The sequence below is a fragment of the Candidatus Nitrospira salsa genome (assembly GCF_965152625.1).
Genome location: NZ_CBCUCO010000004.1, coordinates 1,219,034 through 1,242,154, shown reverse-complemented (window position 1 = coordinate 1,242,154; position 23,121 = coordinate 1,219,034). Strand labels below are relative to the sequence as shown.

General features: G+C 47.9%; 25 protein-coding genes. 16 read left to right on the top strand and 9 right to left on the bottom strand.

All coding sequences use genetic code 11. The annotated features are described in order from the left end of the window. Nucleotides 1-61: 61 nt before the first annotated feature. Entirely contained in the window at nucleotides 62-688 is a 627-nt protein-coding gene (locus tag ACWQXP_RS19895) for a PEP-CTERM sorting domain-containing protein (RefSeq protein WP_454064584.1), read from the bottom strand. 747 nt (nucleotides 689-1,435) lie between these two features. After that, a complete protein-coding gene (gene xerD / locus ACWQXP_RS19890) occupies nucleotides 1,436-2,347 on the bottom strand; it encodes a site-specific tyrosine recombinase XerD (protein WP_454064583.1) in 912 nt (303 codons plus the stop codon). Between the two features lie 206 nt (nucleotides 2,348-2,553). Between xerD and ACWQXP_RS19885 the strand changes: the two genes are divergently transcribed. The 7 genes from ACWQXP_RS19885 (at nucleotide 2,554) to secG (ending at nucleotide 9,902) form a co-directional block, all read left to right on the top strand. Next, complete coding sequence (locus ACWQXP_RS19885; protein ID WP_454064582.1) at nucleotides 2,554-4,485, top strand: penicillin-binding protein activator; 1,932 nt, start codon at nucleotides 2,554-2,556, stop codon at nucleotides 4,483-4,485. A 4-nt stretch (nucleotides 4,486-4,489) separates the two neighbouring features. After that, nucleotides 4,490-5,212 carry a site-2 protease family protein gene (locus tag ACWQXP_RS19880; protein ID WP_454064581.1) on the top strand — a complete coding sequence of 241 codons (723 nt, stop codon included), beginning with the start codon at nucleotides 4,490-4,492 and terminating at the stop codon, nucleotides 5,210-5,212. 42 nt (nucleotides 5,213-5,254) lie between these two features. Continuing rightward, nucleotides 5,255-6,211: a tryptophan--tRNA ligase gene (trpS, locus tag ACWQXP_RS19875; RefSeq protein WP_454064747.1), complete on the top strand. Its 957-nt coding sequence runs from the start codon at nucleotides 5,255-5,257 to the stop codon at nucleotides 6,209-6,211. A 164-nt stretch (nucleotides 6,212-6,375) separates the two neighbouring features. Further along, nucleotides 6,376-7,380, top strand: a complete 1,005-nt coding sequence (gap, locus tag ACWQXP_RS19870) for a type I glyceraldehyde-3-phosphate dehydrogenase (RefSeq protein WP_454064580.1) — start codon at nucleotides 6,376-6,378, stop codon at nucleotides 7,378-7,380. Between the two features lie 72 nt (nucleotides 7,381-7,452). Further along, nucleotides 7,453-8,649 carry a phosphoglycerate kinase gene (locus ACWQXP_RS19865; RefSeq protein ID WP_454064579.1) on the top strand — a complete coding sequence of 399 codons (1,197 nt, stop codon included), beginning with the start codon at nucleotides 7,453-7,455 and terminating at the stop codon, nucleotides 8,647-8,649. Nucleotides 8,650-8,707: 58 nt separating this feature from the next. Continuing rightward, the gene (gene tpiA / locus ACWQXP_RS19860) at nucleotides 8,708-9,472 is read left to right on the top strand and encodes a triose-phosphate isomerase (RefSeq protein ID WP_454064578.1); all 765 of its coding nucleotides are present in this window, start codon (nucleotides 8,708-8,710) and stop codon (nucleotides 9,470-9,472) included. 22 nt (nucleotides 9,473-9,494) lie between these two features. Next, a complete protein-coding gene (secG, locus tag ACWQXP_RS19855) occupies nucleotides 9,495-9,902 on the top strand; it encodes a preprotein translocase subunit SecG (RefSeq protein WP_454064577.1) in 408 nt (135 codons plus the stop codon). Nucleotides 9,903-9,993: 91 nt separating this feature from the next. On the opposite strand, the gene ACWQXP_RS19850 is transcribed toward secG, so the two are convergent. Further along, entirely contained in the window at nucleotides 9,994-10,911 is a 918-nt protein-coding gene (locus ACWQXP_RS19850; protein ID WP_454064576.1) for a branched-chain amino acid transaminase, read from the bottom strand. Between the two features lie 164 nt (nucleotides 10,912-11,075). Between ACWQXP_RS19850 and rplU the strand changes: the two genes are divergently transcribed. The 8 genes from rplU to ACWQXP_RS19810 all read left to right on the top strand — a co-directional run bounded on the left by rplU (nucleotide 11,076) and on the right by ACWQXP_RS19810 (nucleotide 16,743). Next, nucleotides 11,076-11,393, top strand: coding sequence for a 50S ribosomal protein L21 (gene rplU, locus ACWQXP_RS19845; RefSeq protein WP_454064575.1), 318 nt, complete (start codon nucleotides 11,076-11,078; stop codon nucleotides 11,391-11,393). 30 nt (nucleotides 11,394-11,423) lie between these two features. Next, complete coding sequence (rpmA, locus tag ACWQXP_RS19840; protein ID WP_454064574.1) at nucleotides 11,424-11,678, top strand: 50S ribosomal protein L27; 255 nt, start codon at nucleotides 11,424-11,426, stop codon at nucleotides 11,676-11,678. A 100-nt stretch (nucleotides 11,679-11,778) separates the two neighbouring features. Continuing rightward, entirely contained in the window at nucleotides 11,779-12,801 is a 1,023-nt protein-coding gene (obgE, locus tag ACWQXP_RS19835) for a GTPase ObgE (RefSeq protein ID WP_454064573.1), read from the top strand. After that, entirely contained in the window at nucleotides 12,783-13,904 is a 1,122-nt protein-coding gene (proB, locus tag ACWQXP_RS19830) for a glutamate 5-kinase (RefSeq protein WP_454064572.1), read from the top strand. Before obgE ends, proB begins: the two co-directional genes overlap by 19 nt. Before the next feature lie 99 nt (nucleotides 13,905-14,003). Further along, nucleotides 14,004-14,669: a nicotinate-nucleotide adenylyltransferase gene (gene nadD, locus ACWQXP_RS19825; protein ID WP_454064571.1), complete on the top strand. Its 666-nt coding sequence runs from the start codon at nucleotides 14,004-14,006 to the stop codon at nucleotides 14,667-14,669. Between the two features lie 5 nt (nucleotides 14,670-14,674). Next, entirely contained in the window at nucleotides 14,675-15,112 is a 438-nt protein-coding gene (rsfS, locus tag ACWQXP_RS19820; RefSeq protein WP_454064570.1) for a ribosome silencing factor, read from the top strand. Between the two features lie 57 nt (nucleotides 15,113-15,169). Then, on the top strand, nucleotides 15,170-16,180 hold the full coding sequence (gene bioB / locus ACWQXP_RS19815) for a biotin synthase BioB (RefSeq protein WP_454064569.1): 1,011 nt from the start codon (nucleotides 15,170-15,172) through the stop codon (nucleotides 16,178-16,180). Nucleotides 16,181-16,479: 299 nt separating this feature from the next. After that, on the top strand, nucleotides 16,480-16,743 hold the full coding sequence (locus tag ACWQXP_RS19810; RefSeq protein ID WP_454064568.1) for a hypothetical protein: 264 nt from the start codon (nucleotides 16,480-16,482) through the stop codon (nucleotides 16,741-16,743). A 284-nt stretch (nucleotides 16,744-17,027) separates the two neighbouring features. Here the strand turns inward: ACWQXP_RS19810 and ACWQXP_RS19805 are convergent, their stop codons facing one another. The 4 genes from ACWQXP_RS19805 to ACWQXP_RS19790 all read right to left on the bottom strand — a co-directional run bounded on the left by ACWQXP_RS19805 (nucleotide 17,028) and on the right by ACWQXP_RS19790 (nucleotide 20,741). Beyond that, nucleotides 17,028-17,201, bottom strand: a complete 174-nt coding sequence (locus ACWQXP_RS19805; RefSeq protein ID WP_454064567.1) for a hypothetical protein — start codon at nucleotides 17,199-17,201, stop codon at nucleotides 17,028-17,030. Nucleotides 17,202-17,392: 191 nt separating this feature from the next. Further along, on the bottom strand, nucleotides 17,393-17,815 hold the full coding sequence (locus tag ACWQXP_RS19800; RefSeq protein WP_454064566.1) for a PIN domain-containing protein: 423 nt from the start codon (nucleotides 17,813-17,815) through the stop codon (nucleotides 17,393-17,395). A 14-nt stretch (nucleotides 17,816-17,829) separates the two neighbouring features. Next, entirely contained in the window at nucleotides 17,830-18,060 is a 231-nt protein-coding gene (locus ACWQXP_RS19795; protein WP_454064565.1) for an AbrB/MazE/SpoVT family DNA-binding domain-containing protein, read from the bottom strand. Nucleotides 18,061-18,155: 95 nt separating this feature from the next. Next, nucleotides 18,156-20,741, bottom strand: a complete 2,586-nt coding sequence (locus ACWQXP_RS19790) for an FtsX-like permease family protein (RefSeq protein ID WP_454064564.1) — start codon at nucleotides 20,739-20,741, stop codon at nucleotides 18,156-18,158. A gap of 48 nt (nucleotides 20,742-20,789) precedes the next feature. Here ACWQXP_RS19790 and ACWQXP_RS19785 point away from each other — a divergent pair, with 48 nt between their 5' ends. Beyond that, nucleotides 20,790-21,092: a LuxR C-terminal-related transcriptional regulator gene (locus ACWQXP_RS19785; RefSeq protein WP_454064563.1), complete on the top strand. Its 303-nt coding sequence runs from the start codon at nucleotides 20,790-20,792 to the stop codon at nucleotides 21,090-21,092. Between the two features lie 25 nt (nucleotides 21,093-21,117). On the opposite strand, the gene ACWQXP_RS19780 is transcribed toward ACWQXP_RS19785, so the two are convergent. Both ACWQXP_RS19780 and ACWQXP_RS19775 read right to left on the bottom strand, forming a co-directional pair. After that, nucleotides 21,118-22,044 (bottom strand): dihydroorotate oxidase, encoded by a 927-nt coding sequence (locus ACWQXP_RS19780; protein WP_454064562.1) that lies wholly within the window; start codon nucleotides 22,042-22,044, stop codon nucleotides 21,118-21,120. 273 nt (nucleotides 22,045-22,317) lie between these two features. Then, entirely contained in the window at nucleotides 22,318-22,980 is a 663-nt protein-coding gene (locus ACWQXP_RS19775) for an ABC transporter ATP-binding protein (RefSeq protein ID WP_454064561.1), read from the bottom strand. Nucleotides 22,981-23,121 lie beyond the last annotated feature (141 nt).

Sequence of the window (23,121 nt, the reverse complement as noted above, 5' to 3'; positions counted from 1 at the left end):
ATAACTTGTGGAGGAGTGACGAAAGCGAGGGTTGAATCGTAAAGAGGATGGCGAACGTTCCTCAGTAACGAAACGGCCGGCGTCGCCAAGCCACTAATCCAGCCAAACCGGTGGCCAACAGAAGCAGTGTCGAGGGTTCAGGAATCGGGTTACTCGGTGGATGCGTGGATGATTCGACTGTGACCGAGGCTGTATTAAACGTATCGATGAAAAGGGTATTAGCCGGGAAACCCGCATCACTGAGATCCACAAGACCAAATCCTAGAAGTGTTGTCCCCATGTTATTTCCCGAAAAAGACAGCGTCGCTAATGTGAAGCTATCAGGCTGAAGCGTATCGAGTTCAACATCTAATAGAAACGATACTTCATCTAGACTCACCGAACCGGCTGCCACTGTTGTCAAAATATCCGTCTCAAATGCTAATGCGTCCGTGTCCCCTAACAACGAACCATACGTCTCCGAGTTAAAGGTCAACACACTGGGATCAAAAGCCACTTCAACCAAAAACGCCCCTAAGGAAGGCGGAGCACCATTGCCAAGCTCTCCAACATTTACATCTACGGTGACAGGATCACTGGAGTTGATCGTTGTTGCAGTAGGAACAAGGGAAAGGGATATCGCAAAAGCAAAGCCCCCTGGCAAGACGTTTCCAAGAATGAAAGCAAATAAAAGAAAAATTTTCTTCATGAATATCTCCTTAAGTAAGAGGAATTAAAGCGATACCTAGTTCCTTCGTTGGAAACTCTCGAAAACAAACAATATGTTATTGCTAATTCATTCACATGACATCTCTCTTGGGTTGGTTAACAGACCAACAAGGGTTCGGGTACCGGCCCGGGTTACGACGTTACCTACGTGACGGCCCTGAAGGTCATTTTTTGTCAACTAAATTACCCACCCGGTTCTTTGCCTATGACCAGAGAAATGCAAGACAGACGCAAGGCTGAAAACGTGAGCTCTACTTCATAAGACGTATGCCAAGAAGCACAAAGCTCTACAAAAAATTTGAACTTTTTGAGTCAGTAAAGAAAAGTAATATATGGATGAAGATGGAAAAAGGACGGAACCTTATTTGTTTAAAAAATATGGGGAATCTATTCGAACCTTATAAAGAAGTGCCCACACCGTCCTCTTAGCACTGCCACCTTCTTTTTTTAATAAAATTTTACCTAAGCTTATACTTTTCGCCCTACTTGTCAAATATATATTTCGCTCTCTCGTGTCATTGAGATCAATACGAAGGAGGACAGGTATTGCACCGGACTATTGTCATTCATGGGAACGACAACGGATGCGCTCACTCACCTTCCATTCTATCGTTTTTTAGATAACCATTCGGATTGAACGCGATTAAAGCAGGATTGCTGAGATCGGTGTAGATTTGAGAAGTGTTAGAGTTGGCAATTAGAGAAGCTTGGAGAGCTCACCCCTGCGTTACTTACTAATTTTTTTTTGACGTTGTTTTCTTGGGAATAGGTCGGTGTGAATTTTCTTAAGGCGAGTTTCTTCGACGTGGGTGTAGATTTGCGTCGTGGCGATGCTTGCGTGGCCTAACATCATTTGAACCGATCGTAGGTCGGCCCCATGCTCTAGGAGGTGGGTCGCAAATGAGTGGCGAAGCATGTGAGGTGAAATCGCCTTCGTAATGCCTGCGCGCTTGGCACGCGCCTGTAACATTTTCCAGAATCCTTGCCTGGTAAAAGACTCTCCTCTCCGCGTGGGAAAGAGAGCTTGAGATATTCGTTTCTTCAATAACTTTGGCCGGGCTTGATTCAAATACTCCGCGAGAATCTGATTCGCTTTTTCTCCGAGCGGCACCACCCGTTGTTTATCGCGTTTCCCTGTCGCAAGCACATATCCGACATCCCGGTTCACATGGGACAACTCTAAATGGATCAGCTCCGAGACTCGAAGACCTGTGGCATATAACAACTCCACCATTGCCGCATCTCGTAGATCTTCTGGACTTCGCTGTAGCGGGAGTTCCAAGAGAAGCGTGACTTCAGTCTCACTCAAAACCTTGGGCAATCGCGACCATTGCTTGGGCGACCTCACCAGAGGAGCCAACAAGGCAGGCTGCGAACTCGCCACTCCGAGAAACCGATACAACCCACGAACGGCCGCTAGGCAACGGGCAATGGACGATGCTGCCAGCTGCTGATCTCTCAGATTTCGACGGAACTCTTGAATGACCTCTTTCGAAGCATGTAAAAATTGCGCAATTTCTTTTGTTGCGAGAAAATCCCTTAATTTTTGCAGATCACGCCGATACGCGGCTACTGTGTTGGAAGCCAAGCCACCTTCTATTCGCAAAGATGTCAGATACTCTTCAATGACCGTATCCATTATCTGACCTTGCGCAGTTTCACTCTTAACAGGCTGCATTACATTCGTATATTAGCGCTTACGCGGCTCTTTTGGTACACTCATAGAATAGAGAGTTGATACAGTAGTAAAAACACCGTTATCGTCATTATCTCTCACATTCACCATACCCAGCCACTCACTCTGTAGACTAAATAGAACAAACCAAACAGACTCACTCCTTATTCATGCGCGTCACCGTTCTTCTCCTTTCGAGCCTTCTTCTTTTCAGTGACCTGTGGCTTCCATGGTTGGTTAGAGCCAATTCTTCTGATGTCCCGGCTCCCATTATGGTTGCCCAACAACAGAGGTACTCCGACCAAACCCTGCTCGATAAAGCGAAAACCAACTTCGAGATCCAAGAATTCGACGAGGCCCTGTCTACACTGGAATCGTTAATTGACCGGCAACCACCCCCATCCATTTTGCAAGAAGCCTACTTCCTGCAGGCTGCGATATTACGGACGACCAATCAAGAGCAAAGCGCCGCCTCGATTATGGAGCAATTGCTCGATGAATTCCCCATGTCCCCATTGGCTAATGAAACCCGCCTCCTTCTTGGTCAACTCTATCTCACACTCGAACAGCCCGAACGCGCCATAACCGTTCTTCAACAAGTCTTTAACTTTTCAGCGAGCCCCGCCCTTCGACAAGATGCCCTGAGTCAAATGCGAGACGCACATATCAAGCAAGGGCAGAACGTCGAGGCCATCAAAGCGGCCTTGGAAGAGATCGCCTTGGTGGATTACGAACAACGCGCCGCACTCAAGACCATCATTCAAGACCTGATCCTTCAATCCATGGATGAAGTCTCACTACAAAATCTTATTGAGGCCTACTCCGATCGCTACCCAGGTGATCTCGCCACCATCCGATTAATCGAATTGCACACCTCTCATGGCGATGAAGTCTTGGCTGAACGTGATATTCGAACGTTCCTTCAACATTTCCCCGATCACCCCTACGCGCAAACAGCTATGGCTCTGCTGCAGTCGTTCATGCATAAAATCAAAATTAATAGATTTGTCATCGCGGCATTTCTGCCTTCTTCTGGGCCGCTCAAAAGTTTTGGTACAGACTCATTGAATGGCATTCGACTTGCCCTTGAGGACGGCAAAGAACAATTGGGATTAACGTCTGTTGGACTTGTGGTAAAAGACACCGCCTCTGCGAACAATCCATTACACGATGAGCTTGAACAGGTCTTGAATGACTTCACGCCAATTGCCGCCATCGGGCCATTGCTCTCGCGTGAAATCCAGAGTATTGCTGATTTAGCTGATGACTATGACGTGCCGATGTTGACGCCATCGGCCACCTTGCTCGACGTCCGAAGATTTGGATCCTATTGGTTTAGCACGGCCCTAACCGCTACGCTGCAAGTTCGACAATTGGTGGACTATGCGATGAACCAACTTGGCCATACTCGATTCTGCATTATTGCGCCAGAAACGGCCTACGGACGTGAAATGAGTCAATTATTCACCCAAGCCGTCGAATATTTCGGGGGAGAATTGATTGCGGTAGAACATTACTCTGAGCAACAAACCGATGTCGCTGAACAGATAGTTCGATTAAAGGACACGGACCTCGCCATGTACGGTACCATCGAAGAAGAAAAAATATCCAAGAAAAAAAAGCGCACAGTATATACTCCAGGATTCGATGCCATTTTCGTACCTGGGAAGCCAGTCAATCTCGCACTCATCTCATCTCAACTAGCCTTTTACGATATTAATACCCCACTCTTGGGCGGGAACAGTTGGCATAACTCAGAAATTTTTCGTTGGGCGAGACATGGGATTGAACATGGCATTTTTACTGATGGATTTTTCCTTAATAGTCCCGATCCATCGGTTCATGCCTTTATCGAACGCTACCGCACGCGTTTCGGGTCTGACCCTTCATTGTTTGCCGTACAAGCCTACGATGCCGCCTGGCTCGTCCTTGATGCCATTCGCAATGGCGCCACTTCTGGCGACGAGGTTCGGAAACAATTTCTCCTCCGCCATGACCTCCCCACGTTAAATAGTTTCGCCTCATTTGGCTCGACTGGCGTCCTCAATCGAAAGATCTATATACTGCAAGTTGACAAAGGTCGATTCGTTCAAATCAACTAGATACATGGATGACATTGCACCAATTATTCATGCCATTTCGTACCGGGCATTACCGCTCATCTTTGCGATTGTCCTCCATGAGTACGCCCATGGCCGGGTCGCCCATTTTTTTGGCGATCCGACAGCGCAGCTAGCTGGGAGACTCACCCTCAACCCACTAGCGCACATTGACCCATGGGGGAGTATCATCGTCCCGCTCATGTGCTTTTTGATGCCGGGTGGATTTTTGATTGGTTGGGCCAAGCCAGTACCGATTGATGTCCGGCAATTGCACAACCCTCGTCGTGACATGGCACTCGTCGCCGCTGCAGGGCCTGCCATGAATTTCGCCTTGGCCATTGGCAGCGCTCTCCTGCTGAGCTTGATATTTCTCATTGATCCATCGATTGCAGAAAATTGGCCCCCTCAACCAGGCTTGGAATCGCGAAGCGACCTGTTGGGCATGGTGTTGTTGCCGCTGGCAGCCATGAGTCTCTTTTCCATCTTGATTAATGTCGTCTTAATGGTGTTTAACTTACTGCCTGTGCCGCCGCTCGATGGGGGAAGAATTATGACCAGCCTTCTTCCACCAGCATCGGCTCTAAGCCTCAGTCGCATTGAACCCTATGGCATGTTTGTGATTCTGGGTATTATCATGATCGAACCACAGGTGCATCTTATCAGCACCATCATTGGGTCAGTGTTTCAGGTCCTCGCGGCCACCGTGCTTCCCAGTGAAATTCTGTAATCTTAAAGGAGTCTTTTCGTGTCGAACCGAGTCTTAAGTGGAATGCAGCCAAGTGGACACCTTCATTTGGGAAATCTTCTCGGAGCGCTCGAAAATTGGAAAGCGCTTCAAGACCAATACCAATGCTTTTTCTTCGTGGCTGATTGGCATGCCCTTTCAACTAACTATGCCGATACGAGTCGGATCAAAGAATACACCCAAGGTCTGCTGGTCGATTGGCTGGCTGCTGGAATTGATCCAGCCCGCTCAACAGTGTTCGTGCAGTCCTCGGTCCCCGATCATGCGATTCTTCATCTTCTTCTTTCCATGATCGTGCCTGTTCCATGGCTGGAACGGAACCCGACCTACAAAGAAAAACAAGAAGAAATCAAAGAAAAAGATCTTTCCACGTATGGATTTCTTGGATATCCCGTTCTTCAGGCCGCAGATATTCTTCTGTATAAACCTGACTTTGTTCCGGTGGGAAAAGACCAACTGCCACATTTAGAATTAACGCGAGAATTGGCCAGACGGTTTAACAACTTGTATCAACCCGTTTTTCCGGAGCCGAAAGAACATCTCACTCAATTCCCCAAGGTGACGGGAACTGACGGCCGTAAAATGAGCAAAAGCTATCACAACACTATTAATTTGTCGGACTCAGAACCTGAAATCCGCAAGAAACTAAAAACAATGGTGACCGATCCAGCCAGAGTACGGCGAACAGACAAAGGGAATCCCGAGGTCTGTCCCGTCTACGATTTCCATAAAATTCTTTCTTCACAGACTGTACAGGAGCAAGTCAATCAGGATTGCCGAACCGCCGCCATCGGCTGCATCGATTGCAAAAAACTCGTGGCAGATGTCATGGTTGAACGATTAGCGCCATCCTGGGAAACCCGAGCCGACTTGATGGCGAAACCCGATTATGTTCAAGACATCATTCATGAAGGAAAACAAAAAGCCTCTATCGTCGCACATGAGACAATGCTGGACGTGAAAGAAGCCATGAGAATTTAAAGACGTTGCCCCAAGACGCTTTGGTACGTTCCATTAGAATAATCGGCATATTTCTTGAAATTCTCATCTTACAGTTCTTGACTTAAGTCACAGGGGTCAGTACCATCCAGACACATTATTTATTTATGAAAATTACAAGAAAAACCTAAACTTATCAATCAATTATGGCTATTCGTGTTGCAATTAATGGCTTTGGCCGTATCGGTCGGAATTTTTTTCGTGCCAGTGTCGGGCATCCTGAAGTTGAAGTGGTCGCGATTAATGACCTCACAGATGCTGCCACTCTCGCCCATCTCTTAACCTACGATTCCGTTCATGGCCGGTTTCAGGGGCAAGTCGAAGCCCAGCCTGGACGTCTCGTCGTCAACGATCAATCCATTGAAATTTTCGATAAGCGCGATCCCAAAGAACTTCCATGGAAACAGCTCAATATTGATGTCGTCATTGAATCAACCGGGCGTTTTACGGATCGTCAAGGTGCCAGCCAACATCTCTCCGCCGGGGCGAAACGAGTTATCATTTCAGCCCCCGCCAAAGATGCCGATTTGACGATTGTGCTCGGTGTTAACGACTCCAAATATAACCCTCAAGAACACTCCATAATTTCCAATGCCTCATGTACCACAAACTGCCTCGCACCGGTCTCCAAAGTTCTGCTCGAACAATTTGGAATTCGGCATGGATTCATGACAACAATCCATTCCTACACGAACGACCAACAACTCCTTGATTTGCCCCATAAAGATTTACGGAGAGCACGCGCGGCAAGTCTGTCGATGATTCCAACATCAACCGGAGCAGCGAAAGCGCTGCACTTGGTCATCCCTGAATTACAAGGGAAGATGGATGGGGTTGCTATTCGTGTTCCCACACCCAACGTTTCCCTCATCGACTTGGCCGTGGAAGTAGAAACAGACTGTGATGTCGCCACTGTCAATAAGGCCTTTCAAACCATGGCGAAAAGTTCATTACAAAATATCCTTGATTACTCAGTCGCGCCCATTGTTTCATCAGATCTCAACGGGAGCCCTTATTCCGCCACACTCGATTCACCCATGACAACGGTGATGGACAAACGATTTGTGAAAGTTTTTGCCTGGTATGATAACGAGTGGGGCTACTCATGTCGCTTACGTGACTTGGTAAAGTTTTTGGCCCAACAATCTTGATTGGGAACCTGCCGTCTCTGGTTCCTTACCCCGTTTTGCGATAAAGTCTTTCGCGTGAAAAAAGGGGGATATATGAACCTCACCAAACAAACCATCGACCACATCGACTTACGCAACAAGCGCGTCATCATACGGGTGGACTTTAACGTCCCTCTCGACGATGCCGGACAGATCACCGATGACTCACGTATTCGGGCGGCGCTACCCACCATCAACCATGCCGTGGACGAAGGCGCAAGCGTCATCCTTTGCTCTCATCTGGGTCGGCCTGATGGAAAGCCTGATCCCAACTTGAGCTTAGCGCCTATCGCTAAGCGACTGCAGCGTCTTCTCGATAAACCTGTCGTCTTTGCTCATGACTGCCTGGGAGACGAGGTCCGTGCATTAGTTGGCCAAATGAAACCCGGCGATGTGTTACTGCTCGAAAATCTTCGATTTCACGCCGAAGAGGAACAAAATGATGAAACATTTGCATCACAACTAGCCTCTCTCGGTGAAGTCTATGTCAATGAAGCCTTTGGAACGGCACATCGTTCCCATGCTTCGACTGTTGGCATCACGAAGTTCATGAAGGTTTCTGCCGCTGGATATCTCATGAAGCGTGAAGTCGAAGCCCTGGAAGGCGTTGTTGAAAATCCAGTACGGCCCTTTGTGGCCATCCTGGGAGGCGCGAAGGTTTCCGGAAAAATCGGTGTCATTGAAAACCTTGGCAAACGTGTGGACAAGGTCATCATTGGCGGCGGAATGGCGTTCACCTTCATTAAGGCCATGGGCCACGAAATTGGTCGGTCACTGGTTGAAAATGATATGTTGGAATTTGCAAAAGGGATTCAAGAGCATGCTCTGAGCCGTGGTGTTAAATTTTATTTACCGGTAGACTGTGTGGTGGCTGCAAGCCAGGAACCCAGTGCCGAGACCAAAATTGTCCCGATTCAAGAAATTCCTGAAGGTTGGTATGGCATGGATATCGGCCCAGCGTCGGTCAAGCTGTTTAGTGAAGCCGTCGAAAATGCGAAAACGATCTTGTGGAACGGCCCTATGGGGGTTTTTGAACGGGATGCGTTTTCTCGCGGTACCCTTTCAATGGCTCATGCCGTCGCCAATGCCTATGCCAAAACCGTAGTAGGAGGTGGCGATACGGCCCTTGCGGTACACCGTGCTGGAGAATCAGACAGTATGGCCTTTATTTCTACGGGTGGAGGAGCGGCTCTGCAACTGCTTGAAGGAAAACACATGCCTGGCTTGGCAGCTCTACCAAATCAACCGTAAGCCACCCCTCCGATTTCGCAAGATTTCGTATCCCTTTATTTTGACCTCATCACACGACATGCAGCCACCTCTTATTGTCGGCAATTGGAAAATGTACAAGACCGCCTCGGAAGGGCGGGAGTTTATTCGCGATTTCCTTAAGCTCCACACTTCACAATCTCCTGTTGATGTTGTGGTTGCCCCACCTTTTACCGCCCTTCAAGCTCTTCATGATGCGTTACAATCGTCTTCTATCTCTCTAGCCGCTCAAAATGTTTTCTGTGAACACGAAGGGGCCTTTACCGGTGAAATTTCACCTCCGATGCTCAGAGATCTCGGATGCACGTCGGTCATTCTAGGACATTCTGAACGGCGACAACATTTCGGTGAAGACAATGACCTGATCAACAGGAAGGTCCATTCAGCCTTAAGCCATCAGCTTCGACCAATCCTCTGCGTTGGGGAATTACTAGAGGAACGTGAAGCGGGGCAGACCAATGCCGTGATTAAAAAACAACTCCTCGGGGGATTGAAGGATGTCAGTGCAGAACACATGGTCCAGGTGACAATCGCCTACGAACCAGTATGGGCAATCGGCACAGGAAAAGCCGCAACAGTTGACCAGGCCACCGAAGTCCATTCGCTCATTGGTGCAATACTAGAAAGTACATGGGAAACCAAACGAGAAGCCATTCGTATTTTGTATGGAGGCAGTGTCAATCCTGACAATGCCGATATTCTCTTTCAATCTCCTCAGATCAATGGAGCTTTGGTTGGAAAAGCTTGTCTCAATCCAGACTCATTTGTTAAGATCATAGGCTCTGCTCATCGTTCCCTAAATTAACCACGATAAATCGAGAGAGATTATGTATACCCTGACCGTCGTGATCCACCTTATTGTGTGCTTTCTGATGATTGCAGCCATTTTATTGCAAGCAGGAAAGGGAGCGGAAATTGGCGCATCATTTGGAGGATCGAGTCAAACGGTCTTTGGGAGTCGAGGACCTGGTACATTTCTCAGTAAGGTGACTGTTGGAGCCGCCATTATTTTCATGATGAGTTCATTGAGTTTGGCCCTGTTATCAAAACAGGAAAACACGGCATCATCCGTGATTGACCTTTCAACACCGGCTAAAAACGAAACACCAGCTAATGAAGTCGAGTCAGCACCGGCAGCAACATCAACGGAAACCTCAGAAGAACCCTCTCCCGCTGCACCTGAGTTAGCGGACCCTGATCCAGAAGCCACAGCGCCACCACCCAAAACAGAATAACACGCACAACACATCCTGAGTGCGTTTCATTCCAGTAACGGCTATTGCTCCCAATACTTAAAAGACAAGTTACGAGGGATGGAAACGTAGGTTAGAAAACAGGGGTGAGCCAGTTTGCGTAGGCAGGATCTTTCCCTTGAACAATATCAAAAAACCCTTTTTGCAAGGTACTTGTTATGGGGCCGGGCTTGCCTTGACCAATCATTCGATCGTCGAGTTCACGAACAGGCGTCACTTCAGCCGCGGTACCCGTTAAAAATATTTCTTCAGCCACGTACATCGCATCTCGCGTAAATCGCTCTTCAAGGACAGGGATTTTCTTATCCTTAGCCAATTGAATGATGGAACTTCGTGTAATCCCCTCTAAAATCGAAGTTAAGGGAGTGGTTTTCAGAATACCCTTACTGACAATAAACACATTTTCACCGGTTCCTTCAGCAACATATCCATCCGGATCTAGAAGAATGGACTCTTCGTATCCAGATTTTTTGGCCTCCCATTTTGCGAGAATAGAATTCACATAGTAACCAGAGATTTTTGCACGCGTCATCGACACATTGACGTGATGACGGGTAAAAGAGGATATTTTGGCCCGGATTCCATTTGCGAGCGCATCATCCCCGAGATACGCGCCCCAAGACCATGCAGCAATCGACAAGCGAACGGGATTCTCACCGGGGTACACACCCATTGGACCATAGCCCAAGTAGACAATCGGTCTGATATAACAGGATTTGAGTTCATTAATTCGAACCGTCTCAATAATGGCATCAGTCACATCTTTCTTCGAATAGGGAATCTTCATCATGGTGATATGCGCCGATTCGAAGAGACGGTCCACATGTTCCGATAAACGAAAAATTGCTGACCCCACCTCGCCTTGATAACAACGGATTCCTTCAAATGCAGCTAACCCATAATGAAGAGAATGCGTTAACACATGGACAGATGCATCATTCCAATCAACAAACGTTCCATCCATCCAAATTTTTTGACTCGGAGTGTCCATATATCAATCCTACCGATAAGGCTACGCGAACCGCTTCCCGAATGGTATATAGCAGTGGTGTGATTGGCTGTCAACGAACGTATCGGACGATGTAAGGTCATTCTAAAATCTTGACACCATTTTAAGTACCGTGATAAAAATCAGTACAATAAGGGAGAATATGTATGTATGCTATTATTGAAACAGGTGGGAAGCAATACCGGGCCGAGCCTGGGGTCGTGCTTCAAGTAGAAACGTTGGTCGGAGACGTAGGGGCAGTTATTGAGCTTCCTGATGTTCGATGTATCCACGGTGACAGTGGAGCAATTTTCGGTTCTCCAAAAATCGACAATGCCTTGGTCAAAGCTGAAATTCTTCGCCACGGGAGGACTCGAACGATTCGTGTTTTTAAGAAAAAACGACGAAAAAATTATCGCCGAACTAAAGGCCACCGCCAAGGATTCACACAAATTCGCATTGGGGAAATCGTAAACCCTTCCTAAACGCATTTACCCGTAACGGAGAATTGACAAATGGCACATAAAAAAGGAGGAGGCTCCTCTCGAAACGGTCGTGATAGTAACCCTCAATACCTGGGAGTCAAGGCTTATGGAGGCGAAGCCGTTTGCGCTGGGAGCATCATTGTTCGACAACGGGGAACCAAGTTTTATCCAGGGCTGAACGTCGGGCTTGGAAAAGACTACACCCTCTTCGCAAAAGTCACCGGCACGGTGAAATTCGAAGGAAGTAAAGACCGGCGAAAAGTGAGTATCTACCCTCCTGCGTGATCAGCACTGAGGCTTCTCGCTTCGATTTCTTCGTCAATCATTAGATTGGCTCCTTCCTGAACATTGCTGCGAAATATCTTCCTGAGCAACAAGGACATCCATGTTTATTGATCAAGCCCGCATCGCTGTGAAAGCTGGTTCGGGAGGCGATGGGGCGTGCAGTTTTCGTCGAGAGAAATTCGTTCCTCGAGGAGGGCCCGATGGCGGTGATGGAGGCCATGGCGGCCATATTATCTTCAAGGCCTCAACACGCGTCTCGACGTTGCTCGACTTCCGATATCTCCGTCATTACGAAGCCCCTTCAGGACACTACGGGCAAGGCTCCAACCGATCAGGTAGCGCAGGAGCTGACGTCATTATCCCCGTCCCTATTGGCACAATTATCAAGGAAGAAGACACAGAGACCATTCTCGCGGATCTCATCAACGATCAACAAACTGTCATTATCGCCCACGGTGGAAAAGGCGGTCGCGGAAACTCTAACTTTGCCACGCCAACCAATCGTGCCCCTCGGGAATTCGAAACTGGCACTCCTGGTGAAGAACGTTCATTGATTTTAGAACTGAAACTTCTTGCGGATGTTGGACTGGTTGGACTTCCCAATGCCGGGAAATCTACACTCATCTCATCGATTTCCTCTGCTCATCCGGAAATTGCCAGCTATCCATTCACCACCCTACGTCCGCATCTCGGCGTCGTGAGTGTCACAGAGGACCAAAGTTTTGTGGTCGCCGATATTCCAGGCTTGATCGAAGGCGCCCATGAAGGCAAAGGCTTAGGCTTTCAATTTCTGCGACATATTCAACGTACAGCCTTTTTGTTATTTCTTCTTGATATTTCAGAATGGTCCGTTGAGGATCCTGTCACGAGCTTACTCACACTGAGACATGAACTCGAATCCTACGATGCCGATTTAGCACAACGCCCCTTTGCCGTTGTGGCCACAAAAATAGATAGTCAAGGCACTGGAGAGTTACGACAAACCTTACAGTCGTATTGTGAATCACACCAGCTTTCGTTCTTCCCAATTTCTGCCGTCACCCGTGAAGGCCTTCCAGCATTGTTAGCCTTTTTAGCGCAGCAAGTCTCCAACGTGAGAAATACATGCGAGACCAGCTCCTAACACAAACCAAACGCCTTGTCGTCAAAATTGGAAGCAGCTTAGTGGCCTCTCGCGATGACGGCCTTCGAATTGCGCAAATTGTATCCATTGCCAACGATCTCGCTCAAATTCATGCGAACAACCGGCAAGTCGTGGTTGTATCATCGGGAGCCATTGTTGCGGGAATTCATCCACTCGGCCTAAAAGCCTACCCGAAATCGATTCCTCTCAAGCAAGCGGCTGCCGCAGTGGGGCAGAGCCGACTCATCCGCGCCTATGAAAAATCCTTTGAAAAAACCGGAGACAAGGTCGCGCAAATTCTCCTCACTCACCAAGACCTTGCAGATCGGAAACGCTTTCTCAATGCCCGTCATACGTTAACCTCTCTCTTAAAGTATGGAGTCATTCCGATCATTAACGAAAATGACACGGTATCTGTTGATGAGATCAGATTTGGTGATAACGATAACTTAGCCGGACAAGTTGCACACCTGATCGATGCAGACCTCTTAGTCATTCTTTCAGATGTTAATGGCCTCTATACCGCAGATCCTCGCCAGAACCCTTCGGCAACTCTGATTCCATTAGTCGAGAAATTCACAAAATCAATAGAGCAAACTGCTGGTCTGTCGAGAAGCCAGGAAAGCCGAGGAGGCATGGTCACAAAAATTCAAGCTGCCAAGCATGTGGCACGATTTGGCGTCTCAACCTTACTCCTGAATGGGGAGATACAGGGACTACTTCCCAACGTGTTAGACGGGAAACCTGGAGGCACGTTCTTTCTCCCTCACATCAGCCCGCTCAAGAGCCGCAAACAGTGGATCGCCTTTACCCTGCGTTCTAAGGGACAGCTCCAATTAGACGATGGTGCCGTTGAGGCATTACAGCAACGCGGGAAAAGTCTTCTCCCCTCTGGAATCCTTGACGTACAAGGCTATTTTAATGCAGGCGATCCCGTCACCTGTACTGATAAGAAGGACAAAGAGTTTGCCAAGGGTTTAGTCAATTACTCTGCTCAAGTTCTTCAACAAATCAAAGGACTCAACACGCGGGATATTCAAAAACAATTCGGGAAACGTGAGTACGAGGAAGTCATTCACCGGGATAACCTGGTCATTCTCTAGCAGAAACGTTTCAGGTTTAAGGTCTAAAATAGACAGCCAATACGTTAAACTTGAGACCTTAAACCTGAAACTTTCTTTATCTCCAGTCTAGACTTTCTTATGCACATCGGACTCTTAGGTGGCTCCTTTAATCCTATTCATTGCGGTCATCTGCACATTGCCGAACAGGCACAAGCCGAGTGCAACCTTGATCACATCCTCTTTATTCCGACAGGGGATCCGCCCCATAAAAAATCCAATTCTCTTGCTCCAGCACACCATCGACTGAGGATGGTTGAAATGGCACTTGAGCACAACCCTGCCTTTACGGCATCGGATATCGAGATTCGATCTACCAACGTCTCCTATACCGTCGACACACTGACAAAGCTTCAACACATGCATCAAGAGGTGACACACTGGTCATTCATTATTGGACTTGATGCATTTTTAGAATTCCATACCTGGAAAGAAGCCCCTCGCTTATTAGAACTATGCAACTTTATTGTGTGCTCACGACCTGATGTCGATTTCACAAATATTTCATCGGTATCGTGCTTACCACCGATCTCACTGCAAAGCCTACAGAATCTTGAGAAGGGCCATATTCACAAATTACCAATCTCCCTCCCCACAGGAAAACAGCTCACATTCCTCTCGCTCCCCCCATGCAAGGCGTCGGCTTCGTTGATTCGGACATATCTACAAGAAAGGCGCACCGTTTCGGATTGGTTGCCGCCTTCTATAGAATCTTATATACTTGAGCATCATTTATTTCAGGCCTAATTTTTGTGACTTCTGATATTCCCTATTCTCAACAGAAAGCTCTTTCCATTACAGAAGCGGCCTTGAGCAAAAAGGCCTCGGATGTGTTGGTTCTTGATGTACAAAACCTCACTTCGATTGCTGACTACTTCATCCTGGCATCAGGTGAATCCGAGCGTCAAGTGAAGGCCATTGCCAATTATATTGCTCAAGAAATAGCTACCAAGTACCACACAACTCCGCTGATAGAAGGGGCAGGAACCTCCATGTGGATCTTGCTGGACTATGAAGATATTGTGGTGCATATCTTTAAAACAGATTTCCGACAATACTATGCTCTAGAAAAGATGTGGTCGGATGCTCCACGCATTCCCATTCCTGAACTAACACATGAAGAACAACCATCTCATCCCTACCAAACCATTAAAAAGACACCATCGCCTACCGCCCGATATGGCAGTTAAGCCTGGTAGTTTAAGCAACGGCATAAGCATTTCAATTGCTGACACAAGGGGACTCACATGACTGACTTGATAGATCTCACAGACCGCGCATTAGCCGATACCTGTCTCACCAGAACAGAGTCCCTTGCCTTGCTTCAAACTCCGGATGAACAATTACTTGACTTGATTAACGCCGCCTACCGTATTCGACGAACTCATTTTGGGAACACGGTACGGCTTCAAATGTTACTCAATGCCAAAAGCGGGGCCTGTCAGGAAGATTGCCACTACTGTTCTCAATCATCGGTTTCAACTGCAGACATTGACCGCTACGCGCTGGTTTCACCCAAAGATATGCTTCAAGGAGCACGACGAGCTGCTGAAGCCAAAGCCCAACGCTTTTGCGTTGTCATTAGCGGCCGTTCCCCGCTTGATCGAGAAATTTCTCAAATTTCAACTGCCGTGAGACAGATTAAAGAAGAAATCCCGATTCAAGTTTGTTGCTCATTGGGCTTACTGAATGAAGGACAAGCCAAAGAATTGAAAGCGGCAGGGGTTGATCGCATCAACCATAATCTCAATACCAGCGAAGCCTATCATGCCTCGATTTGTACGACTCACACTTTTGCAGATCGACTGGCTACTCTGAAGCATGCCAGAACGGCTGGCCTGGAACTCTGCTCAGGCGGGATTATCGGCATGGGTGAATCCGATGAAGATCTCATCGACTTAGCCTTTTCCCTTCGAGACCTTGATCCAGATTCCATACCACTCAATATGCTGCACCCGGTTCCTGGAACACCGTTTGAGGGCACAAGTCAGTTGTCTCCTCGTCGATGCCTCAAAATTCTCTGCATGTTTCGATTCCTCCATCCACGACGAGAGATTCGGGCTGCCGGTGGCCGAGAATGGAACCTTCGATCATTACAACCCTTGGCTCTTTATGTAGCCGACTCACTCTTTGTCGATGGGTATCTCACGACACCAGGCCAACCCGCAGCCGAAGTCCAAAACATGATTGAAGACCTTGGTTTTACCGTTGAAGTCACCTATCAGCCGGAAACCGCAACAGTCCATCAGACCGTCTAAAACAGCACTTGACCTGATAGACGGCGTCAAAACGAGTCGCAACCTGATCGGCAGAACACGACCCAAAGCGGGCATTAGGGTTATGGGGGAGATAGGCCAAAGCCTGTCGCGACAATATCCATTGCTCCGGAGACAGGGCTTGAATTGCGAGGGAGAAGAAGAGGAATGAATAGATTAACATGAAACAGATCGCGTAGGGGAATTGTTACATGGTTGGTCTATATTGACCAATATGTTCACTATTTATGCGATTTGATTTTGAATGGTCGGTGCAATGGCTGAATGGCGTGTACTACTGAATGGTTGTAATTTTTTGCTCGAATTGGAGGGAGAACAAAAACGCCTCGGCTTCTATACGACGATTCGTTGAAGCACAGGACCCTAAGGCTGCGGAAATGGCTGCCGTTCAGATAGTCCGAGAAGATTCCACTTTACAGCAGGTGCTTAATGATCCCTCTGATTCGCCGATGATCTATGCCGAAGAGATTATCGAAGCAACTCGCCAAAACTCCGAGTCCCCGAATACCGGCTACACATTTTACAACGAAGAGAACAAATTGTGAGTAAATATCAAGGAGGATAGGCTTGGTGGAATCTCCCCATCAGCCTCCAAAGCTATCGGGCTCCCGCCAATATCAATTGCCATGCCGTGCTCTCTTTTAACCTGAATCCGTAAGTTTTTTCGTTCAAAAAATCTGTAAAAAGGATACTGAAGACAGGCCACTTTTCCCATGTTCGTTTTCACGAATGGCCGCTATTGGTGGTGAGTTCAACGATACGCACTTATCATGTCAAAGGTCGGCATACTTTTTACGTTGTCCTGGAGTGTCTTGTCCTGCCTCGCTTGTCAGAGATCGTACGCTGTTTGCATATTGGCCCAAAGGTCTGTTCCATTACCGGCGAGTTTGCCAATTTTGTAGCACAGACTCATGGACATGGGCTTCTTGGCATTAACCACATCCCCAAGATACTGACGCGTGACACCAATTAAATCAGCAGCTTTGGCGATACTCAGTTGCATGGCAGATCGTATAGCGTTTTGATTTGTGGCCCGAGAGCATATGAAGGTCGAAGCCTGGAAGTTGCAAATCTTCGAGCTTGCGGGCGACATTGAGAGCATCAAACCGACGGATAATCCGGGCATGAAGTTTTTGATCTACTTTAGATGACAAAAGCTAGTCGGTTAATTGTTGAAATGGCAGTAAGACAGCGTCATAGTCTTTCAACATTCCTGCGTGCCTGTACCACGATTTTGGCGAGCCGTGTCAAGGTGATAATTGTGACTCCGTCAATACTGCGATCATAGAGGTGTCCGAAATCCTGCTTATCACCAGTCACTAGATATTGGCATCCGCAACGAATGGCGGTACAGAGGATCGGTTGATCTTTGTCGGATAGCTTGACCGGCAGATCGAACTGGATTGATGGAACCACCCGAACCTGACGCAGTAACGCATTCAAATTCTCAGCCCATGGCTGTCGTTTGAGTTGAACGTTCCGCCGAGCTTCTTCAGCGGCAAAGTCACTCGTCACGGCCTCTTCTCTTTCAATAAGTAGGTGTACCAGGCGAAAGATGTTGCCGCCAATATTGCTCGCTGAGAACAAGACATTGGCATCCAGAAAGACACAAATCACGAAGTCTCCCTGATCTACTTTTCGGGGGGCAATAGCTTGCCGATGGCCTCTTCCTCACTGGCAAACTCATTGATTCGTGTTTCGGTATAGATTTCAATGGGTACGCTGAAGGCGGGACGTAATAGTAAGCCTTGTTCGGTGTCCTCGATGATCAGCTCGTCATGGGCCTTGATTCCAAGAGTCGCCCGCATTCTGGCTGGAATAGTAAGAGCACCGCGTTCATTGATAGTGACTTTACTCTGCATGGTTTCAGTATAACAGCAATTCTGTAATTCCGCCATTAATCATGTTAAAGGGAAAGGGGGAAACCAAGAAGAGTCACATCCAAGCAATCGGGTTGCTACTCATATCGTAATCCCTCTGCAATGGGCTGCCTTGCGGCCCAGCGAGCAGGAATGTATCCAGCCAGTAGACCAGCGACAGCGGCGACACAGACAGCTTCAATAATGGTTATCGATGGAATCATTAGTTGAATCGTCCACCCAAAAGATTGCTTGTTAATAACTTTTACTAAAAGAATCGATAACGCTAACCCTCCGGCTACACCCAGAATAGCGCCTAATGCTGAAAGATACCCTGATTCCCAAAACACCAGTTTTTGAATTTGGGGTGAACTGGCCCCAAGTGCACGTAACGTCGCCATTTCCCGCTGTCGTTCAAGAATTGCCGTGATCAACGTGTTCACGATGCCTAACACCGCCACACAGAGTGCAATCAGCTCTAGGACATAGGTTACACGGAACGTACGATCAAAAATCTCTAAGATTTCCGCTCTGAGCTCTCCATTACTGATTGTGGTGACAGGCTGCCGCACACCCAAAAGATCTTCAATGTGTTTGCGTGTCTTCGCCAATTCCGTTCCGGGCTCGAGATAAACGGCCAAGACACTGACCTCGTGATCTGCCCAAAAATCCTGATACACACTCTGGTCCATGACGATCTTTCCACCATCTGTCGAGTAGTCATAAAATCTTCCCAGGACGGAAAACTTTTTGAGGCCTTGAGGAGTCGCAATGCGCACGACATCTCCACGCTGCACTCCCAGGCGTTCGCCCAACACCTCCGAGACAATCACGCCATTCAGACTGACCATCTGATTCAAAATCGTGTCAGAATCACCTGATTCGAATAAATACTGGCTGCGTTCAGCATGCAGGCGAATATCGCGAGACACCAATGCAACCTGAACGCCTTCGGCCAAAGCTTGCACTTCACGATATGGATCAATAGCCGTCACACCTGGAATGTCCCGTGCGATGCCTAGCAAATCAGACGAAAGACTCGCGTCTTCTTTGTCGCGATCACTGCCCTCCCACCACAAGGTCGGCGCAACAATCACATCAGCCACCATGGTTTGGTCAATCCACAATTCTACCGTATACCGAAAACTTTGAATCATGGCTCCCACACCCACCATAATCGCAAGGCCAATGACCAACGCAGACAGCGTGACACTACTTCTCCCGGGATTCCGAACCAGTTGCTCGGCAGCCAATGCACTGGCCACACTCCATTCACCAGATGCACGAGCCGACGTAAATACCTGTAAACTGCGAATAAGAAGCGGGCCCAATAATGTGAAACCAAGCAACATCAGAAACACCGCCGCATATCCTAAAACTGGAACACCCCAGAGCGGTTGGAAGAGGCTCAACACTCCCGCAAATCCAAAGAGCCCTAAAGCCACCCATGCCCAAAATCCGCCGCGCCGCGTTGTCACCTCTTCATAATCCCCAGGGGCTAAGGCTTGAGTTGGAATAGTTCCGCTGGCCTCCCAACAGGGGCGAAGCGCTCCTATGAGCGCCACGACAAGCCCCAGACCTGCACCTTCAACCACCATGGATAAAGATAACGTCACAACATCAGCCGTGACTACACCATACAAATCTGTCACGCTTTGACTAACAAGAGATGAAAGCACTTGTGCCATGATGAAGCCAAGACCGCACCCGACAAGTCCTCCGGCCAAGCCCACCACCATGGCTTCGCAAGCAAAAACCAGACTAATCTGAACTCGTGACATACCAATAGCACGCAAAATTCCTATTTCCCGACGGTGTTGCACGACAGAAAAAGACATCGCGTTGTAGACGAGAAAGAGACCGACCAACAACCCTACGGTGCTCAACATCGTCAAATTGAACTGAAAAACCTTCACCATTGCATCAACCTGTTGTGTTCGTTGACTCGTTCGAGTCAGCCTCGTACTAGACGGAAGCATCGCCTTGAGCTCTTCCATCACGGTAGAAATGTCAGCCTGCTTTGAAAGAACAAGATTGACTTGGGTCAATCGGCCTGCATAACCAAATAATGCTTGTGCAGCGGCGATATCGAGGACAGCCATATCATCCAACTGTCGACGGGTGGGACTGGAAGGGGTGAGAAAGGCGCGTATCACCAATTGAACATTTTGTTGCCCAACATCGATCTCAAGAATATCACCGACCTCCCATCCCATTTTTTGACTCAATCCATGCCCTAAAAAAACTGAATCCATGGACAACAGGAACTCAAGATTAGGTTCTTCTTCCTCTACTTCAGAGAAATTCACTCCATCCATATTGGCCAGTTCAAGCAAATCCAGGCCAAGAATAGAGATCTGGTGCTCCCGGGAGTTTTCTCTCTTAGCTGAAGCCAAAGTCTGAAGTACGGGATGGGCTGCCTCTATAGCTGGATGCGTCCTGATAGTGCGTAAAAGACGTTCATCAAGATCACCGTCTTGACCAGAAACCTGAATTGAGGCTTCACCAACCACGGTTTCCACAGAGGCTTCGAATGATCGAAAGACTTCGCCATTCGCCAAGCGAATTGCCAGCCAGGCCGAGACGCCGATCGCAACCCCCAAAATGGTCAAACTCGTGCGAATTGGACGTTGCCTGAGATGTTCTCGGACAAGCAGGAATGTAGCCGTAAACACTGCGTACATAGAGTGTTGTCTCAGGATATAAGCTTATGGTAAATTAACTAGACAAAGATGCGTGAGTTTAAGTGGTCAAGCGTGACCGAAACCCAGCCCTCTAGACGGGATCAAGATGTGAATCCTCCAGCACACCAGAATGACGAGCAGTCCCTAACTACCAGACAAAAAGAAATTCTCCGGCTTGTCGCACAGGGTTACACCAATCGTGAAATCGGGGAACGGCTCGATATCAGTGTTCGAACCGTGGAGGTTCATCGTTTCAATCTAATGCGCCGTCTCCGCGTTCGAAATGTGGCCCAACTCCTTCGCCAAGCTCTTGCGCTTCGCCTAATCCCTAAAGGATCGATGGTAAAATAACCACATCTGGCATCGAATTCGTACCTTACAATGCTTTTAGCTTTCCGCGACATTCGGCTACCGAATCATATCCTTTTTTACGAAGCCAGCCAGCTAATTCGTGCTTGAGGCGTTCGAAGACTTTCACGTCTTCATCTACCAGGACTGTGCCGATTTGCACAGCCGAAGCCCCACACAAGAGATGCTCGAATATATCCTGGCCTGTCTCAACACCTCCAGTACCAATAATCTGAATCTTCTCGCCGACTAATTTCCAAAAGGCTCGAACATTGGCTAAGGCCACGGGTTTAATGATTCGTCCTCCAAGCCCCCCGAATCCGCCTTTTGGTTTAATCACCACGGTTTCCGTCTCAGCATCAAGCACGAGTCCATTTCCCACAGAGTTAATGACGGAAATAAACGAGACCCCGACACGGGTCAGGACTTCGGCCATGGCTTCATGATGGACAGGGTCAAAATATGGAGGCAACTTGACTCCAATGGGGGGAACGGCTAGATCACGAATTTTCATGAGCAATTCTTCAGATGCCTGAAAGTCATAGCCGATTTGCGGTTTACCGGGAATATTAGGACAAGACAAGTTGATTTCCATAAGATCGGGCTTCGCGACGTTGATCGCTTTAACCGCTTCAAGAAAATCGGCAGGTTTGAGACCGGCAATGCTTGCGACAACAGGTTTCTTGTACTGACGAAGGTCTGGAATCAACTGGGCATAGGCTTGATAGCCGAGGTTGGGAAGCCCCATCGAGTTAATAGACCCCCCGTCAAATGAAACATAACGAGGCTCAGGATTCCCACTTCGTTCGTGCGGCGTCATCGACTTCGTCACAATGGCCCCGGCATGAGAATTTCCTAATTTGTGCAGATCGTGTTCCGTTACACATCGAGCACCTGACGCATTCATCAGACAGGTTGGAAAGTGCACACCAGCGATGGTTGTTGAAAGATCCATGGAGTTATAGCGAATCCAATTTAATTTCTCATTTAACTATTCAGACTTCCACAACGAAGTCAGACGTATCAAACGTCGGAAGGTTATACCCGATTGGATTATAGCGAATACAAATACGTTCCATCTAAACCATAATGACTTTCAACGCGATATCCAAGTACGAAAAATCATTGAATCTGCTATAACTGGCAATGATTGACGTGTCATATCACCTATTGGATATAAAATAGTACAAATTGGCGCTTTATCATTTCGGTATAACTCAAACGGCTATTAAGAGAAATGTCCATCACATAATGTCAGTTGGAAATCAGCCGCTGCGGCTGCAGCTTCAGAATGTGTGGCAAGAATAACCGTTTGACCAAATTCTTGAGAGCAGCGTTTCAGAAGCGAGACGATTTCCATACCATTCTGAGAATCTAAATTACCCGTGGGTTCATCCGCTAAAATGAGATTGGGGGCATGGACAAATGCACGTGCAATGGCCACCCGCTGCTGTTCGCCTCCTGACAACTCACTCGACCGATGCTGGGCACGTCCTTGAAGCCCGACAATTTCTAGCATATTTTCAACAGATTGGCGAATCACGCGTGACGGTTTACCTTGCAAACGGAGAGGAAGAGCAACATTTTCCATTGCCGTGAGGCCAGGCACAAGATGAAACGCTTGAAAGACAATCCCTAACCACTCTCTGCGAACAGTTGTCCATTCTCGATCTCCAAATTGACGTGTGGATTGACCTTTGAGCAAGATGTCTCCAGATGTCGGGACATCCAATCCCGCAATAAGGTTTAAAACCGTACTCTTCCCACTACCGCTTGGACCCATGATCGCCAAAAATTGTCCCGCAGTTATTTCAAGGCACACATCGGACAGTGCCGTGATCACCGAAGAGCCCCGAACATAATGTTTGACAACATGTTGAAACGTCACCACGACACATGCCTGCCTTCTATCAAGCCATACACCGTTTGACTCGTGCAAAAACAGTGGCCTAATCTACTCAAGTATCAGCCTCACTTCGTATATCACAGGAAAACCCGTTCTCACAACGAAAAGAAACAGGAATTCCGTGTT

Excerpts from the sequence above, each read along its gene's own strand:
- tpiA (WP_454064578.1), top strand. The coding sequence starts at position 8,708 with ATGCAGCCACCTCTTATTGTCGGCAATTGGAAAATGTACAAGACCGCC.
- ACWQXP_RS19780 (WP_454064562.1), bottom strand. The coding sequence starts at position 22,044 with ATGGATCTTTCAACAACCATCGCTGGTGTGCACTTTCCAACCTGTCTG.
- ACWQXP_RS19880 (WP_454064581.1), top strand. The coding sequence starts at position 4,490 with ATGGATGACATTGCACCAATTATTCATGCCATTTCGTACCGGGCATTA.
- trpS (WP_454064747.1), top strand. The coding sequence starts at position 5,255 with ATGCAGCCAAGTGGACACCTTCATTTGGGAAATCTTCTCGGAGCGCTC.
- proB (WP_454064572.1), top strand. The coding sequence starts at position 12,783 with ATGCGAGACCAGCTCCTAACACAAACCAAACGCCTTGTCGTCAAAATT.
- xerD (WP_454064583.1), bottom strand. The coding sequence starts at position 2,347 with ATGGATACGGTCATTGAAGAGTATCTGACATCTTTGCGAATAGAAGGT.
- rplU (WP_454064575.1), top strand. The coding sequence starts at position 11,076 with ATGTATGCTATTATTGAAACAGGTGGGAAGCAATACCGGGCCGAGCCT.
- obgE (WP_454064573.1), top strand. The coding sequence starts at position 11,779 with ATGTTTATTGATCAAGCCCGCATCGCTGTGAAAGCTGGTTCGGGAGGC.
- ACWQXP_RS19810 (WP_454064568.1), top strand. The coding sequence starts at position 16,480 with ATGGTTGTAATTTTTTGCTCGAATTGGAGGGAGAACAAAAACGCCTCG.
- gap (WP_454064580.1), top strand. The coding sequence starts at position 6,376 with ATGGCTATTCGTGTTGCAATTAATGGCTTTGGCCGTATCGGTCGGAAT.
- secG (WP_454064577.1), top strand. The coding sequence starts at position 9,495 with ATGTATACCCTGACCGTCGTGATCCACCTTATTGTGTGCTTTCTGATG.
- ACWQXP_RS19790 (WP_454064564.1), bottom strand. The coding sequence starts at position 20,741 with ATGTACGCAGTGTTTACGGCTACATTCCTGCTTGTCCGAGAACATCTC.
- ACWQXP_RS19895 (WP_454064584.1), bottom strand. The coding sequence starts at position 688 with ATGAAGAAAATTTTTCTTTTATTTGCTTTCATTCTTGGAAACGTCTTG.
- ACWQXP_RS19885 (WP_454064582.1), top strand. The coding sequence starts at position 2,554 with ATGCGCGTCACCGTTCTTCTCCTTTCGAGCCTTCTTCTTTTCAGTGAC.
- bioB (WP_454064569.1), top strand. The coding sequence starts at position 15,170 with ATGACTGACTTGATAGATCTCACAGACCGCGCATTAGCCGATACCTGT.
- ACWQXP_RS19865 (WP_454064579.1), top strand. The coding sequence starts at position 7,453 with ATGAACCTCACCAAACAAACCATCGACCACATCGACTTACGCAACAAG.
- ACWQXP_RS19850 (WP_454064576.1), bottom strand. The coding sequence starts at position 10,911 with ATGGACACTCCGAGTCAAAAAATTTGGATGGATGGAACGTTTGTTGAT.
- ACWQXP_RS19795 (WP_454064565.1), bottom strand. The coding sequence starts at position 18,060 with ATGCAGAGTAAAGTCACTATCAATGAACGCGGTGCTCTTACTATTCCA.
- nadD (WP_454064571.1), top strand. The coding sequence starts at position 14,004 with ATGCACATCGGACTCTTAGGTGGCTCCTTTAATCCTATTCATTGCGGT.
- rpmA (WP_454064574.1), top strand. The coding sequence starts at position 11,424 with ATGGCACATAAAAAAGGAGGAGGCTCCTCTCGAAACGGTCGTGATAGT.
- ACWQXP_RS19805 (WP_454064567.1), bottom strand. The coding sequence starts at position 17,201 with ATGCAACTGAGTATCGCCAAAGCTGCTGATTTAATTGGTGTCACGCGT.
- ACWQXP_RS19785 (WP_454064563.1), top strand. The coding sequence starts at position 20,790 with ATGCGTGAGTTTAAGTGGTCAAGCGTGACCGAAACCCAGCCCTCTAGA.